Annotated in this window: 14 protein-coding genes and 1 pseudogene; all 15 read right to left on the bottom strand. The window is 31.9% G+C overall.

Features of this window, described 5'->3' with window-relative positions; genetic code table 11:
* Positions 1-197: 197 nt before the first annotated feature.
* A complete protein-coding gene (locus L6651_RS00075; RefSeq protein WP_002836989.1) occupies positions 198-1,130 on the bottom strand; it encodes a helix-turn-helix domain-containing protein in 933 nt (310 codons plus the stop codon).
* A complete protein-coding gene (locus L6651_RS00070) occupies positions 1,127-2,518 on the bottom strand; it encodes an ATP-binding cassette domain-containing protein (protein WP_237036036.1) in 1,392 nt (463 codons plus the stop codon). Before L6651_RS00070 ends, L6651_RS00075 begins: the two co-directional genes overlap by 4 nt.
* Complete coding sequence (locus L6651_RS00065; RefSeq protein ID WP_237036035.1) at positions 2,512-3,207, bottom strand: energy-coupling factor transporter transmembrane component T; 696 nt, start codon at positions 3,205-3,207, stop codon at positions 2,512-2,514. The genes L6651_RS00070 and L6651_RS00065 overlap by 7 nt, the downstream gene beginning before the upstream one ends.
* Entirely contained in the window at positions 3,207-3,788 is a 582-nt protein-coding gene (locus tag L6651_RS00060; protein WP_237036034.1) for an MptD family putative ECF transporter S component, read from the bottom strand. The genes L6651_RS00065 and L6651_RS00060 overlap by 1 nt, the downstream gene beginning before the upstream one ends.
* A 10-nt stretch (positions 3,789-3,798) precedes the next feature.
* Positions 3,799-5,520, bottom strand: a complete 1,722-nt coding sequence (locus L6651_RS00055) for an ABC transporter ATP-binding protein (RefSeq protein ID WP_237036033.1) — start codon at positions 5,518-5,520, stop codon at positions 3,799-3,801.
* Positions 5,517-7,265: an ABC transporter ATP-binding protein gene (locus L6651_RS00050; protein WP_237036032.1), complete on the bottom strand. Its 1,749-nt coding sequence runs from the start codon at positions 7,263-7,265 to the stop codon at positions 5,517-5,519. Before L6651_RS00050 ends, L6651_RS00055 begins: the two co-directional genes overlap by 4 nt.
* 378 nt (positions 7,266-7,643) lie before the next feature.
* Entirely contained in the window at positions 7,644-8,378 is a 735-nt protein-coding gene (locus L6651_RS00045) for a phage replisome organizer N-terminal domain-containing protein (RefSeq protein ID WP_237036031.1), read from the bottom strand.
* An 84-nt stretch (positions 8,379-8,462) separates the two neighbouring features.
* The gene (locus L6651_RS00040) at positions 8,463-9,014 is read right to left on the bottom strand and encodes a class I SAM-dependent methyltransferase (protein ID WP_237036030.1); all 552 of its coding nucleotides are present in this window, start codon (positions 9,012-9,014) and stop codon (positions 8,463-8,465) included.
* A gap of 263 nt (positions 9,015-9,277) precedes the next feature.
* Complete coding sequence (locus tag L6651_RS00035; RefSeq protein WP_237036029.1) at positions 9,278-9,805, bottom strand: PcfB family protein; 528 nt, start codon at positions 9,803-9,805, stop codon at positions 9,278-9,280.
* A 183-nt stretch (positions 9,806-9,988) separates the two neighbouring features.
* Entirely contained in the window at positions 9,989-10,162 is a 174-nt protein-coding gene (locus L6651_RS00030; RefSeq protein WP_173655971.1) for a hypothetical protein, read from the bottom strand.
* Between the two features lie 519 nt (positions 10,163-10,681).
* Positions 10,682-12,412, bottom strand: coding sequence for an ABC transporter ATP-binding protein (locus L6651_RS00025; RefSeq protein WP_237036028.1), 1,731 nt, complete (start codon positions 12,410-12,412; stop codon positions 10,682-10,684).
* A gap of 14 nt (positions 12,413-12,426) precedes the next feature.
* Complete coding sequence (locus tag L6651_RS00020; RefSeq protein ID WP_237036027.1) at positions 12,427-14,148, bottom strand: ABC transporter ATP-binding protein; 1,722 nt, start codon at positions 14,146-14,148, stop codon at positions 12,427-12,429.
* Between the two features lie 9 nt (positions 14,149-14,157).
* Positions 14,158-14,739: an MptD family putative ECF transporter S component gene (locus tag L6651_RS00015; protein WP_068455225.1), complete on the bottom strand. Its 582-nt coding sequence runs from the start codon at positions 14,737-14,739 to the stop codon at positions 14,158-14,160.
* Between the two features lie 18 nt (positions 14,740-14,757).
* On the bottom strand, positions 14,758-16,425 hold the full coding sequence (locus tag L6651_RS09455; protein WP_416389098.1) for an ATP-binding cassette domain-containing protein: 1,668 nt from the start codon (positions 16,423-16,425) through the stop codon (positions 14,758-14,760).
* A pseudogene (locus L6651_RS09450) lies at positions 16,399-16,764 on the bottom strand (ATP-binding cassette domain-containing protein); the annotation flags it as partial. The pseudogene L6651_RS09450 and the gene L6651_RS09455, both read right to left, overlap by 27 nt.
* Between the last annotated feature and the right edge of the window lie 199 nt (positions 16,765-16,963).

The following is a 16,963-nucleotide window of genomic DNA, read 5'->3' as shown; positions in this document are numbered from 1 at the left end:
ACTTAAAGTCTTTAATAGTGGATTTCCACCTCTTTTTATCTATAAAGATTCTCCTACATCATAGTTCATTTTTTTATTTCCTCCTTGATGTCTTAATTTATCTTTATCTTCTTTATACCATTTTATATTTAGAAATAAAAAATAGATGAGATTTTTTGGATTCTGTTATGAAAAATCTAAAACGAACCTAAATTTTATTATTCAGGTTCGTTTTGTTTTCTATATTGGCTAGGACTAAGTCCTGTGAAATCTTTGAATGCTCTGTTGAAGTTAGATGGATTCTGAAAGTTTAGATCATTGCTTATTTCTAGTATGGATTTATCTGTGTTTATAAGCAAATCTTCTGAATATATTAGTTTTAACCTTTGGATATACTTCATCGGTGTGTATTGGAAGGATCTTGTGAACTTTGTGTTTAGAGTAGATTTTGATATTTTAAATTTTTTCGCTAGATGATCTAAGTTTAGATTTTTATCCAGGTTTTCTTTCATATATTTCTCTACTTCTTCCATTAGTTTATCCCCTCCGGGCGTGAAATAATTGGTCTTACTTGGATTTATGCCAACTTTTCCTATTCTATATATGAGTTCCAAGGATTTTAATTTTATAAATAGCATATCCCTTTCTTTAAGTGCTTGAATTAATTCATTTGCAAGTTTTACCAAATCTTCGTTTTTAATGGCACATCCCATGTCTTTTACATTTTTAAATTTATATATAAATTCTCCAATGTATGGAAAGTAGGGGGAATTTTTATCCAAGATTTTATCTGCTATTACTATGTTAAATGCCGTGGTTCGATGACTTGTTGTGGAAGAAAATTTTGAATTTGGTATTGATCTTCCTACGAATATTTCATTTGTAGTTATGAGAACTTTGCTATTGTTTATGTAAGTGAAATGATTGCCTTCATAGCAGTATCCTATCCTATAGCCTCTATTTCCCTCCGTAGAAGAGTTATGGGCGTTGTATTTCTTCTTTAGACTGATGTAGAGTACAAAGACCCCCGGAAATATTTCGTAAGAGGTCATCTTATTTTCAGGGCTTTCTAAGCCTATATAATTTATAATTCTAGGATCCTCTGTGGGAAATTCTTCGAACCCCCAAGATTTAAGTCTATTCTCTTTCATACAAACTCCACTATATTTTCTTTCGAATTTTTTATAAATTCATAGTCATGGCTTATGACGATTATTGTCTTTCCTTCATCTTTCATCCCTTTTAATATTCCAATTAGTCTTTTCATATTTTCAAAACACAGTCCAGATGTAGGTTCGTCAAGCACCACGATTTCCTTTGGACTTGCCATTGCTAGTCCCAGAGCGAGTCTTTGTTTTTCTCCTCCAGATAACTTCTGTGGGTGGCTTTCTCTCCTATCCCAGAGCTCTAGTTTCTTTAATATTTCTTCAATCTTTTTTTCGTCATCTGTTACTATTTTCATCTCCGTTAAAACGGATTCTGTAAATAGCTGATAATTGACATCCTGCATCACTAGAGAAATATAGTCTCCATGGTTTTTTATTCTTCTATTTTTGTAAAATACTTCGCCCTTTTGCTTCTTATTAAGACCGCAAAGATTTCTTATAAATGAAGATTTACCAATTCCATTTGCTCCTATTATGAAATATATTCCCGGATCAAAGCTCATTGAAAAATCAAATAGCTTGGGATTTTTTTCATATTGGCAGGAAAAATCTCTACATACAAGTGATTTTTCTTCATCGAAACTGTGGTCGAATAGGTTCTTCACTTCGTAGCTTTTACTTATAAGTTCTTCTTTTTCTATGTCTTTAAGGGTTCTAAGTCTGTGCTTTTCAAGTATTTCTTCTGAGATTCTATCTTTACTATAGGATAAAATTTTCCGATTTTCAATTACAAGTAGTCTGTCCATTATTTCTTTTAAATAGTAGAGTCTATGCTCAGCGATGATTATTATCTTGCCCAAGGATTTTAAAACCTCTAGGCAGTGGGTCAATTTTTCTATGGATTCTCTGTCTAAGGATGCGGATGGTTCGTCGAAAATATATATTTCATTGTCCATAACCGCCACAGAATTTATGGCTATTAGCTGTTTCTGCCCTCCTGATAGTTTGAATAAATCATTGCCTAAAAGATCCTGACTATTTAGTAGTTTTGAAAAATATTCTATCTTTTCATAAATTTTATCCCTAGAAACATTCCTGTTTTCTAGGGCAAATGCGATTTCATCTAGGGAATTAATGGCGTAGAATTGATTTTTTGGATTTTGAAAGACTGTTGAGATGAATTTTGATCTGTCGGTTATATCCAACTTCAAAATACTTTCTCCATCAAATAAAAGATCCCCTTCCATCTTTGCCATATCAACTTCTGGTATAATTCCATTTATAGTCTTGATTAGAGATGATTTACCACATCCAGATCTGCCTGTGATGACATTTATAGATCCCTTTTCAAATTTTAAATTTATATCTTCAAGTATTCTATTTTCTCCCTCATCTTCTTTGAATGAAAGAGAAAAATCCTTAAATTCTAGCATATTTTTATCCTTATAAATAATATTATTATATAAATTCCGAAACTAAGTAGGACATAGTCCGCCGTTTTAAGCCTTGCACATGATATGGAAGACCTCTCTTTATTCATTTTCATGCCTCTTGTCATGGCAGATATCGCAACATTGTCCGCTGTTTGAGATACAATCATAAGTAATGGCACAAATCTATATTCCAGTATCTTCGCCGGATTTTTAAAGAAGTTTTTCATCGTAAGTCCATGCATGTACATAGCTTCTCCGATGATTTTGTAATCTTCTTTTATAGAATAGAAAAATCTAAACATTACAGAAATTGGTATGATTATATAGTCTGGAAATTTGATTTTCTTTAGTGAATAGACGAGATCGCTCATCTTAGTAGTTGTCACAGTGTAGTAACCCATCATCACTCCGGGAAGTATTTTAAGTATTATTCCGCAGTAGAGATTAAAAACCATCCCTAAATAAGAATTTGGATACTTGGATGCTACTATCTGTCCTACTACCGCTATCCCAGTATAAAAAAGTCCCTTACCAATAAGGGACCATTTTTTATCTAGGATTGCAAGTAGGTATGGAAATATAGCTAACAAAATTCCAAGGTATTTATAATTCATACCGATGGAGCCTTCTGTGGCAGATAATCCTATGATGATTGTCAAAAATAATTTTGTCCTAAAATCAATTTTCATTAAGCCATTCCCGCTTTTTTAAAATGTTTATTTAAGATTTTAATTCCAATGGTACATCCTATATATCCACCGAGCATACCTAGTAGAACTATAGGTATAAAGGACCAGTTTGGCATAACAGATAGTAATTTTTCTGCATATTCAGCCCCATAATTTCTGTCGATTAAGGATTGTAAATAGGCATCTCTAGCAAAATAAATTGGTATTAAATTTACAGCTGCAAACATCATAAAGACTGTGTAGGTTAGTCTTGCAGTTTTTATTGATTTATAGCCTCCCTTTTTTAATATCATCTCACAAATTAAGGATAAGGCAACTATTCCAGGAAAAACTATCGTTCCATGACCTGACATTGAAAATGTAAGTCCAAATACTATTCCCATGATTAAGACCATTCCAAATTTATCTATCTTTGTTGAATAAAGCATAAATACTGGTCCTGAAACTAAACCGCAAGCAAATGGAACTAGTGGCATAAGGACAGGTATAAAACCTATCATACCTCCACACCAGGTTGTCATTACAATTAATAGTGAAAATACTCCTGCATTTATTAAATCTCGAATTCCAAATTTATTCATTTTTTCCTCCTTAATATATAAATTCTTCAGATTTTTTAGATGATTCAATCATCTTTTGGTAGGTTTTGCTACTTTTTAAAAGTTCATCGTGTTTTCCAAAATCTTCTATCTTTCCATCTTTCATAACTATGATTTGATCTACATTTCTGATTGATTTCATCCTATGGGAAACTATCATCACCGTCTTATTTTTAATTAATTTATTTAGAGATTCTTGGATATATTTTTCATTTTCCACATCAAGTGATGCCGCAATTTCATCTAGTAGGATTATTTCTGCATCCTTTAAAAATGCTCTTGCTATGGATATTCTCTGTCTTTCTCCTCCAGATAAGTTAGATCCATTTTCGCCGATCTCCGTATCGTATCCATTCTCAAGTTTCTTTACAAATTCGTCACAGCTCGCTAGCCTTGCAGCTTCTAGCACTTCTTCATCACTTGCAGTAGGTCTGCCGAGCCTTATATTTTCCATTACAGAACCGTTAAATAGAATTACATCTTGGAACACCATGGAAATATGTTTAAATAAATCTTCTGTCCTCGCCTTATTTATCTCTTTTTTATCTATTAAGATTTCTCCTCTGTCATAATCATAGAGCCTTGCCACCAATTTTATTAGAGTGGACTTCCCGCAACCAGATGGACCAACAAGAGCAGTAGTTTTTCCCTGCAAAGCCTTGAATGAAATATTATCTATGACTTTTTTGTCATCGAGATAAGAAAATTCTACATTTTTTCCTTCTATATCAAATGATTTAAATTCTGTTTCTCTTCCCGGTTGGATTTCTTCTGATCTAAGTGCCTTTATCTTTTCTATTGGAGAATCCATGTACATTAACTCTCCATAAAATTGGTTAAAGGCAGCAACTCCATCAATTAATCTTGCTGAAGCAAATAGGTAGCCTGCAAAATACAAGATATTTATTTCTCCATTTATCAAGCTATTTAATCCAACATATATTGCAAGGGCTAGGGATAAGTTTGCCACAACTGTTGCAGAAACAATGGGGATAACTTGTCCCAGTTCTGACTTAATGTGTTTCTTTTCTAAGGACCTAACAAAGTCAATGCCACTTTTTTCCTTTTCTTCAGTCAAATTGTAGGATTTGATTTCAGTGGATAGATCTATTAGTTCTTGGAACATCTTCGAAGACTTTCTCTGTTCTTTGTAGTAGGTCGCCGTCGCCTTCTTTTGGATTTTGGTGGAAGTCAAATTCAAAATAGCAGAAATATAAATTGGAGCTATAACTGCAAGACCAAGCTTTACATTTCCAATTAGCAACAAAATGGAAATAATAACTAGGTTTATTATAAAGCCATAAAAACCTGAAACTGCATGAGAAAGACCATGCTCCATTGCCTCTACATCCTTCATAATCGTTTGAGAAAAATCAGTTAAATCTCTTTTTGAATAGAAACTAAGGGGAAGATCTTTTATTATTTCAGAAAGTTCAATCCTTAAATTTGCAGATTCTTTATAGGTTTCATTATAGGTTGTAATGTAATCTTTATTTATTACGAAAATCATTATAAGGGCAATTACTATATATGCAATGACAGAAATCTTAAGATTAAACTTGCCTAGCCCCAAGAGACCTTGCATTACATACATAAGAAGAAACATAGGAAGCATGTATGATAGACTCTTTAAGGCAGAATATTTAGTTGCAACGATGGTTCCTTCTGCACCTTTGTCTGTAAGTGCAAATCTATCTTTTAAATAGTTCTTCATAGATCAACCCTCCATTCATTTGCTTCATTGTATATTTCAATAAACTTCTTATATCTGCTATCTTCCCTCATAAGTTCATCGTGGCTTCCTCTCTCTAGAATTTTTCCATCTTCTACCAGTAGAATTTCGTCCACTCCACGAATCGAAGAAAGCCTATGAGCAATCATAATTGTCGTCCTATCTTTTATAAGCTCCTTAAATGCAATCTGTAATTCATATTCATTTTCTGGATCTGCAGCAGCAGAAGCTTCATCAAGGATAATTATCTTTGGATCCTTCAAAAATATTCTCGCAATGGAGATTCTCTGTTTCTCGCCACCAGATAGATTTATCCCTTCAGCACCTATTATCGCATCGTACTTGTCTTTGAACTTATCTATAAAGTCATCACAGCGGGCAAGCTTTAAGGCTTTGTAGACCTCTTCATCATCTGCATCTTTATTTGCGAGTTTTACATTTTCAAAAATCGAAATTCCTTGGAATAGTTTAGGATTTTGAAAAACTATACCGATATTTTTCATCAAGCTTTCTCCATCGTAGGAAGAAATATTTCTGTCGCCGATTAAAATTTCTCCAGAATCCACAGGATATAGTCCAGAGATTAACTTAGCAATGGTAGACTTACCAGATCCAGAGCTACCTACAAGAGCATATACTTTGTTCTCGTCAAGATTTAAAGAAAAATTATGTAAAATCTTATTCTTGTCATCGTATGAAAAATCAACATTTTTAAAGATTATATTCTTCTTTTGTAAATCTTTTTGTGTACCAAAAACTATTTCTTTTTCTTTCATCTCTGTGAACAGATTTTCAAGATTATCTACAGCAGAGTTAGCTTGAAAAACATACATGGAAACATACATAATCTTCATTAGATCTACGAAAAATAATCCCATAAATAAAGTGAAAAATAGAATTTTTGCCGACCAGATATTAGGATCTTGTCCTTTTGAAACCATAAATATCGCTAGAAAGACTGGCGTGATTATAAAAATATTTAAAAGCCATTGGAAAAGGACATAGGGAATCCTGCAGGACATCGAATATTTGTAGACCATGTCCTTATAGACCATGATTGAGTCGTAAAGTTTTGTAAAACCGATAAGTGGCGTGTTGAAGATCTTCACCACTGGCATTCCTCTTACATATTCCACAGCCCCAGCATTCATTTCATCTAGCTTTTCCATGTACTTCTTCATAAATGATTGGTCTCCTATCATTTTGTAGAGTAAGTACATACTGAGTAGAATGATGATTACAAAAAATATTCCAAGATAGATGTCAATTGCAAAGGTCAAGGCTATCATGAGTATAGGAGTTAAAGCTGCCATAGTTTGATCTGTTATGAGGTGGGCGACAATCATGTGTGTTTGTTCCACATTGTTGTCGATTATCTTTCTTACCTCACCAGAGTTATGGGTGTCAAAAAAAGTATTTGAAGCCCTAAGTAAATGCCTAAGTCCTTTTTCACGAAGCCTAGTTTCAAGTCTAAATCCAGCTAAGTGACTCATCCATGTCCCGCCAAAGTAGAAGATACTACAGCTGGCAAAGAGAACTAGAATTTTTATAGAGAAAATCTTAAGGTTCATTAGATTTTCTCCACAAAATACATCTCTAAGCAAAATCCAAATTAAATAATAAGCATAGAACTGTAGCAAATTCCCAACTACAGCTAGCATCGCCGCAAGTATTCCATGGATTTTTCTTTCAGGCATATAGGAAAATAATTTCTTATAAAGTTTCATATTAACCTTCTTTCTATGTGCTATTTGATAATCAATATCAATATATCATCTTTTTTTTTATCGTCTAGTCGAAAAAAATTATTCTGTCATAAATTTTAAATAAAATATGATGGTCTTTAAATTTTTGTAAGAGACTGTGTAAAATGCCTTTCCCCTAGGGGAAAGAGATATGTGATCAATTTTTTACTATATGTGGACCACTTTCCGATAATAACTGTGGACCATTTTGGGGTTGACATTTACATCTAAAAGTCTTCTGGCTTTTCTTTAATTTTCTAATCGCCTTTAAAGTGTCATATTTATATTTTTTTATCTCTGGCATACTTTGATACCTTTTAGACTTAAAGTCTTTAATAATGCCTTTCCACCTCTTTTTACCTATAAAGATTCTCCTACATCATAGTTCATTTTTTTATTTCCTCCTTGATGTCTTAGTTTTTCTTTATCTTCTTCATACCATTTTAAGATTGTCACATAGTGGTTTTGATAGGTCTTACCACTGCTTTCCATGTATCTGGATAGTTTATTTATCATTATTTCTGTGTGTGAGTTTAATTTTTCTTTAAGGTTTTTATATTCTTCTTGGCTTAACCTTACATTTTTGAATTCTCCATAAAAAATGGGGGTGGACTTTTTATCTTTTTCTATCTCTCCCTCTTTCTCTTTATCTATCTCTATATCTTTCTCTATCTCTATCTCTTGTCGGACATGTGTTGGACTCATTAAGGACAATGTCCTCTGTTTATTTTGTCTGTATCTTCTTTTTTTCTCTGCCCATGCTGTTTCTGATCCGATTAAGTTTGGTATTTCTGTTAAATAGTATTCATCATTTTCTGTTACAACTTCTAGTAAGCCTTGATTGATTAAATAATTAACTGTAACCATTACATCATCGTCTGTTTCATCTATGGTTAGTGCTAACTCTTTTATAAAATCACTTTCTACTCCATCATAATAGAGTTTGCCCTCATCTTTTAGACTTAGTAATAAAAGTTTTAGATAGATTATCGTGTAGGTATCTCCTCCCGATATTCTTCTTAATCTTTTTATCCTTTTGTCTGTGAAAAATTCTTCTTTTAATTTTATCCAATAATATCTTTTGTTTATTGCCATTCTAATCCTCCTTGCAATAAAAAAAGAAGCAGATTTTTTCTCTACTTCTCCTTAAAATTTATTTTTCATTATTCACAAATTTTTTTATAATTTTCTAGCTAAAAATACTAGATGCTCTTCCTCGTCCAGATGGTATTCGCATTTAAATCCTATCTTATTCAATGTTTCTGTGAGATATTCGGGAGAATAAACTTCAAAATCTAGCATATCCGCCCATTTTTTTATATTTTTATGTTCTCTATATGCTCCTTCGTTGCATATTAGAAACTGACCGTCCTTAATTAGAACACGATGAATTTCCCTAAAAGATACTTCTATATTCTTCCAAAAATAAATGGTTTCAAAGGCAGTTACTATATCTATGGATCCATCTTCAAAAGGTAACTTAGCCACGTCTGCTTCAATAATTTTACACCTGCCATCTCTTATAGCTTCGCTATTTACTGAACTTGCTATATCTACACTTGTTTTAGAGTAGTCCATTCCATATACTTTTTTAGCCTTTGTTAAGAAGTATTGAACATTACGTCCACCACCACATCCTAGATCTAAAACTACATCCGAGGTTTTAATATGCAGAAAGGATCTGCCCCATTTCGCCAATTTTTCGTGACCAACGTTCATTCCTTTCACCATGAAACGACCACCGAAATTATTTTTAGGATTTTTTACATTTTCAAAAAATTTTTTTTACATTTTCATCTCCTATTGATAACAATTATCAGTGTTATTTTATCATAAAATTTGCACTTATTCAATTTTATATCCTATCTGCCTTGATATTTTCCAGATTTTCAATAATCGAAATTCTTGATTTCCGATTTTCAGAATTCTGGACTTCTGCTTTTCGGAAGTCTTGTTATTTTGAGTATCTAAGGGTGTAACTTTTCGTTACTCCCTTAAATTTCTCTGGTCATATCTTTTTTACTTGGTTTTACTTTTTCTTTTACTTTCCTTTTGACTTTTTCTTTTGTCTTATCCTTGTTCTTGGATAGCTCTTTATATTTCTTTATTTGCTTTAGGATACTTTCTTTTTCTTTTTTATTTTCCTTGGCTATGACTTGTTTAAAGGCATATTCCATTACTTTTATGTCTTTGGCTTGGAAGAATATTTCATAGTTTTGGCTTTCTTTGTTTTTCATTACTGAGAAACTTACTCCAAGTTTATTTAGTTCTTTTTTTAAGTCTTTGAGGTCGATTTGATCTATGCTTATATTTTCTAGTTGTCCTTTTTTGTAGAGGTCTTTTATTTTCATTTCATCGCCCATAAGACTTTTTAGGTTTCCGTTTGCTTTTTCTAAAGTTTCATTCATCTTTTTTCTTATTTCTTTTTCTAAGTTGATTGATTCTTTTGCTGCTTTTATTGTGTATGTTATTATGGTTTGTGCTGCTTGACCAGCTTCTTTGCTTATTTCTTCGTTTATCATGTTTTATCTCCTTTTTTTGAATTAAAAAAAGGGAAGTATAGACTTTAATTTTTCTATACTTCCCTTTGATTGTTTTTATTTGGTTGTTCTTGGTGGTGGAATGCTTTATTTTGATGATTTTATATATTTCTTAGGTATTTGTACCTTTTATACCTTAAAATAGCTTACAATGCCTTTCCACCTTTAGTAGTTTATGTGTGTTCTTTTGTCTGATAGATAGTTTTTCATGTTGGAATACAAAACTTGTATTTTTTCATTGTTCATTTCTTTTATTTCTTCTGTGCTTTTATATGTTTTGTATGTTCCATCTTGATCTGCTTTTATGAGTTCATCTATTAGCTCTTGCCTTTTATTCATCTTCTATTACCTCCTAGATCTGCCTTTATTTTCTTGGTCATATTATAGCTTGGATAAGATATTTTTACCAGGTCTTATCTTTCTTGATTTTTATAAAAGTCTTTAGTCATTTGTCTTTTTTTATTAAACTTATCACTATCTTGCTTATACTCTTTTATTTTTTCTATGATACTTTCTTTTTCTTTTTTATTTACCTTGGCTATGGCTTATTTAAAATCATACTCCATTTGCTTTTTCTAAATATTATTCACCTTTTTTCTTATTTCTTTTTCAAGATTTATGGATTCTTTTGCTGCCTTTATTGCGTATGACATCATGGTTTTCTGAGAATAAAAAAGGAGGACTTCTCCACTTTGGCGTAAAAAGTCCTCCGAAAATAACAATCAAATTAACTCTTATTGTTATTGAATTATTTAATTTTTGTGTTAAAAGTTACTTTCAAAAACTTTTATTATCAAAAAACATCGTCATCTCCCATTAAATACTCATCTATTTAGTCAAACATCAAAATAGATGTATTTACTTAAAACTCCATTTATTTGCTCGCTCTCTTATTGAAATGAATGATTTATATATCCCATCTTGAGTTATAAGCTCATTATGCGTTCCTTCTTGTGCTATTTCCCCTTTATCTAAAACTATGATGTTATCTGCTTTCCTAACAGTTTCTAACCTGTGTGCAATCATAATAACTGTTTTATTCTGTACTAAATTATCGATGGCTTGCAAAATATGGCGTTCATTTTCTACATCTAAAGCACTGGTAAATTCATCTAAAATCACAATGGGAGCATCTTTGAGTATTGCTCTAGCTATCGCTATTCTTTGTTTTTCTCCGCCGGATAAAGTGCTACCCGCTTCGCCAATTTTAGTTTCGTATCCTTTTTGCAAGCTTTTTATAAAGTCATGACAGCGCGCTTTTTTTGCAGCGGATATAATATCCTCATCACTGGCATTTGGCTTTGCCAAACGAATATTATTCATAATTGTATCTTCAAACAAATACACATTTTGAAATACCATACTTATATTTTTCATCAATTCTTCGGTGGAGATATTTGTTATTTTTGCTCCACCAATCAGAATTTCTCCTTCGCTTACATCATAAAATCTCGGTATAAGCTTGCAAAACGTTGTTTTTCCTGAACCTGAAGGTCCGATAATCGCTGTAAGTGTGTTCGGTTTAAGAGCTACTGATATTCCCTTTAAAGCTTCTCCTTTTCCGTAAGAAAAACTCACGTTTTTAAATTCTATTTCATTGGATTTTATATTTTGAATAGGTGATAATACCTTTATTTCTTCAGCATTTTCCATACTGCTTATATCCTTTAGTGAACTATCTAAAAGCCCAATCATAGAAAGAATAGAACCTGCTTGACTTACAGACTGGAATATTACAAAGCTCATAATCAATAAATTGATGGCTTTTTGAGGAGAAATTTCTCCACTATTCCACATAAAAAACGCATAGCTAATAATCATAATTTCAAACAGTTGTATCGTAAGACCGGCACCTATGCTTGAGGGAATAGATTTTTCGGATAAATTTATATTATTAACACAACTACCATCTATATCTTTTTTTACTCTTTCATCTTTTTCTCCCATACCAAAAGCCTTAATTACGCTTATTCCCTGTATAAATTCAATAGCACTTTCCGTTAATTTTGTTTGTGCTAATTGTCTTTTGGGAGCTTCGCTTCTTGAAATTTTCATTTGATAATTAACTACAAACAAATATGTTAATATGCCTGCAAATATTACAACGGAAACTTGCCATTCATAGTAAGCAAATCCTAAAACTATTGATATAGCAGATAAAATTCCACCTATCACATGAATTAAAATGATTGGTGCGACTTGTTCTACAGTTGAAATAGATGTAGTCAGTGTTGAGTTTATATTTCCTACTGAATTTTTGCTAAAGAACCCTAAATAGAGTTTTTTAAATAATGAGCCAAAATATAACCTTTTATCTTTCGCCATCTCAAATCCAACGGATACAGAACCCAGTTGTGTGAAATAACCAAGACCAAATACTCCGATGATACATACAATTCCGAGTATCATTACCTTATAAATATAATTGTCCATTAAATTACTATTAAACATGGCGTTTACCGCTAAAATTATTGCTATCATTTTCAGCATAACGAATATGCCTTCTATAAATGATAGAATTAAAATTTTGACTAAACTGCCTTGCCTTTTCTCACTAAAGTTCCATACACTTTTTATGGCTTCAAACATATTCTCACCTCCAATCAATTTGCTATTTCATATAAATGCTTATACGTAGAACACGACTTAATAAGTTCTTCATGTTTTCCATCGCAAATGATTTTCCCATTTTCCATATATATGATCTTATCTGCATTTATGACAGTTTTAATTTTATGTGTAATAACAATTAGTGTTTTTCCTTTGGTAAATTCCAGTAACGCTCCTTGAATTTTTTCTTCATTTTCAATATCTGTACTTGCAGTTGCTTCATCTAATATGATAATTGGAGCATTTTTTAGAATTGCTCTGGCAATAGCTATTCTTTGCTTTTCTCCGCCGGATAACCTATCCCCTGCGATGGTGTCATATCCATCAGGTAAAGTTACAATAAAATCATGGCAACCGGCTCTTTTAGCAGCTTCTATCACCTCGTCATTCGTTGCATCTTTTTTACCTATTCTAATATTTTCCAAAATAGTATCATCAAATAAAAATGTATTTTGATCCACATAGGAGATAAGAGTATTCAGGTCATTCATTGAAAGGTCTTTTACCTCTATACCACCTATTTTTATTTTTCCTTTCTCAAAATCCCAAAATCCGGCTAAAAGTTTCATTAGAGTTGATTTTCCTGAACCTGAAGTACCAATAATTGCAGTCATAGTTTTTTCTTTAATGGTTAAATTCACATCATCAACATCATTTTTTGTCCCATCATAAGAAAATTGTAAATTTTCAAACGCTATGTCGTATGTCATTTTTTCTTTTACATTAGAATTCTCACTTCTCTTAAGTTCCGGATAATCTAAGATTCCTTTTATTTCCTTAGTAACAGTTCCCATCTGTGCCAATTGGTCAACATAACTGGATGCTTTAACAATCGGTTTAAATATTCCAAGAGAAATCATCATAAACAAAAATAAACTTTGCTCAGTAAGAAACCCATTATTAAAAAATATCAATCCCACAACAATTGTTGGAAATATAGATACAGGAGCTATGCTATAGGAAAGAGACGCATAAATCTGTGAGCTTTTCATCCAGTTTATAGCATACTCCGCATGGCGTATGACTGCATTTTTATATTTAGCATAGGAGCTATCTTCCATATTGAAAGTTTTAATTACATCAATCCCCTTGACATACTCTATAACCGCTTGATTCATATTCTTTTGTGCCTGTACTTGTCCCTCATATTTTTTCTTATATCCAATCATCATAAGCATTCCGATTGATAGTCCAAATATAACCCAAAGAAATATAATCCCGGTAAGCTTAATATTAACTGCAAGCATCCAAACAATCATGGCAATAGGTATCAATAAATTTGCAGTCATCTCAGGAAGTAGATGTGCTAATGTTTTTTCTATATCTTCCACCCTATCTACCAATATCGTTTTTAATGTTCCACTAGGATTCATATCAAAATATCCCATCGGCAATCTAACAAATTTATCACAAATTGCATATCTTAAGTCCTTTAGCGTTAAGTATGCTGCTTTATGAGATATAAGTGTTGAAATATTTGAAAGCAGCACCCCTGATATTTTGCAGATTATAGTGAAAATCAAGACATATATCATGTTGTTTCCATGAAATCCTTTGAAGATATATCCCGCTAAAATTCCAACAAAAGCGTAGGATAACAGTTCGCATAGAACAGAAAGCATACTTAGCATAACAGATAAAATATATCTTTTTTTGTATGGCTTTATAAACGAATCCATTTCTTTAAAAAAGTTTGGTTCTTTCTTTTTTTTCATGACTTCACCCTATGCATTAGCTTCTTTTTCTAAAATATGTTTCCTTACGACCTTGCTACCTATATAAGCTCCTGCGATTGCTGAAACTATAACTAAGGCAAGTAAAATCAGCGTTCCCCAAGAAGAAATCATTTTGCCTGCCGCTATAATATTTGAAGCTAATTCCTTTTGTTTCATGGCTCCTATAGTTTTATTCAAGGCTATTGTATATGGATAAATTACACTTCCAATTGAAGCCAAAGTTTGCTGAATAACATAACTGACTCCAATAACTTTTAAATTACCATAACCTTTTTTATATAATAAAAACTCTGCTATCAATCCTGAAATTACAAACATCAAAATATATGGTGGATAGAATGCTATCACTCCTTGAATAAGGGAATATATAAAAAACGCTCCTCTTTTTTTCACTTTCACTCCGATAACATAGAAAACAATACCCTGTAATAATGAGTAAAGCACCGGTGTTAAGAGTATGGTAATTGGTGTTGCATACATGAATGTTCCAATCGAAAATATCAAAATGTTACACAATGATAATAAAGTAACTGTAATGATATCTTTCGCTTTCAATTTGTTTTTGTTCATGATTAAGTCCTCCTATTTTTATAAAATATTTATCATCAAAATTACTATCATTCCAATCATCAATATGTAATCGCATAAATTGAACTGTAAAGTAACATAAGATGATTTTTTATGATTTAAAGCAATTCCTCTTGTTTCTGCTGAAGCTGATAAAGTTTCCCCTATTCTTATCACTCGAAAAATGAGTGATACAATCAGAGCCTCAAGATAATCTATTTTTTCTTTTATTATATTTTTATGCTTGCAACTTCCTCTATTTCTAAGCACCTGTCTAAGTAATTTAAAATCATTCCTTAGCACCGGGAAAAACCTGAAAGAAACTGCAAGAATCAATAATAACCTCTCAGGTATTCTTATTTTTCTAAGTCCCGCGAGCATATTTGTTGCCCCTCTACCTCCAAGAATAATAGGAAATAGTAGAAATATTAAAATAAATCTAGGAAACAAATTTGCCGTAAACATTGTAATTTCATTCGGATATATGATTTCAAGACCGTAAATAAGTCCTATAATGATAGAAGTAATTCCTAAAGTCTTATATCTTCTATTTGCAAGAGAAAAAACGAGAGCTAATAAATTGCATTCAAAAATCAAACTTTTATTGTCGATTCCTACTGCAACCATACAAAGAAGCCAAAACAAAATATTTGTTCTCGGATCTAAAAGATTTTTTTCTCTTTTTGCCGGAGGTTGATGTTCTAAATCTTTTTCAAATATACTTTTAATGCTTTCAATATCTCTATTCTCTTTTACTTCACAAATCCTTTGTATCGTTCCATCATCAAGTTCCAAACATTTATCCGCAACTGATGAAATAAATTCTAAGTCATGGCTAATTGTTATAACGATTTTTTTCTTTTTCATATCGTTTATCAATCCCACTACAGTATCTAAACTTTTTTTGTCCATTCCTGAGGTTGGTTCATCTAAAATAACCACACTTTTATCCGAAAGATACGCCATCATTAAGGTTAATTTTTGCATTTGCCCACCTGAAAGAGAAAATGGATGTCTATCACGATATTTCCACATATCAAACTTTTTAAGTAGAGCTTCTATCTCATCATATTTGTTTCGATTTACACCGTACTTCAGTTCAGATAATACAGAATTTGTAAAAAATTGAAATTCAGCTTCTTGCATAATAAATAGGCTATCCTGCGATAGCTGCCTATGGCTCAATTCTTTTTCCTTTAAAAAAACTCTTCCCTTTTTTGGTTTCAATAGTCCACATACACATTTTCCTAAGGTGGTTTTACCTGAACCATTTTTGCCAATCAAGCAAGTCACTTCTCCCAAATAAGCTGTAAACGACAAATCATTTAAAATATATTGTTTTTTATATCCAAAGGATATATTTTTTACCTCTAATTTATCATTGACAACATTAGAACACTTCTTCTGAACCTCAATCTGCTTCAAATCCGTAACTCGTAAACACAAATTATTTAATTCATCCTTAGAAAACATCTTAAAATCGTCCTTATCATACTTTTCATAAAAGCTTCCATTTTTTATAAGCCAATATTCATCAGCCAACTCTTTCAAATAGTAAAGCCTATGTTCACTGATTATTAGAGTTTTTCCATCTTCTTTTAGAAGCAATAAGATATTTTTCAGTTTTTCTATGGCTAAATAATCTAAGTTTGCAGTTGGCTCGTCAAGTAAAATAATATCCGTATCCATTGCCCAAGCAGACATAATCGCTATTAGTTGACGCTCTCCGCTTGAAAGTTTGAATACTTCCCTGTTTTTCAAATACTCCAAGCCAAATTTTGAAAAAGCTTCTTCTGTTCTTCTTTTTATTATTTCCTGGCTTAACCCTTTATTTTCAAGTCCAAAAGATACTTCCGTATCGCTTTCCATTGTAAAAAATTGACTTCTTGGATCTTGAAAAACGGACGAAATCAATTCTCCAACTTCTCCAATGTTCTTGTTTTCTATATTGTTGCTATTTACCAAGATATAGCCATTAAATATCCCATCATAGAACTCCGGTATTAAATGGTTTAAGCACCTAAGTAATGTTGATTTTCCCTACAATGTCAAGCAATTGTTACATAAAATTAGACGATATTTCTATCGCCTAATTTATATACAAAACTTTTATTTTAACTTTTTTATACGTTCACTTTCTGTTAGAATCCTCATTTGCTCAATAGCAATTGCATTTAATTTTTCTATCCTTTCAGTTGCATCCATTCCCTCATTTATAAAAACAGCA

Source organism: Mediannikoviicoccus vaginalis, assembly GCF_928097925.1.
GTDB lineage: Bacteria > Bacillota > Clostridia > Tissierellales > Peptoniphilaceae > Mediannikoviicoccus > Mediannikoviicoccus vaginalis.
This window is presented reverse-complemented; position numbering and strand designations above follow the sequence as displayed.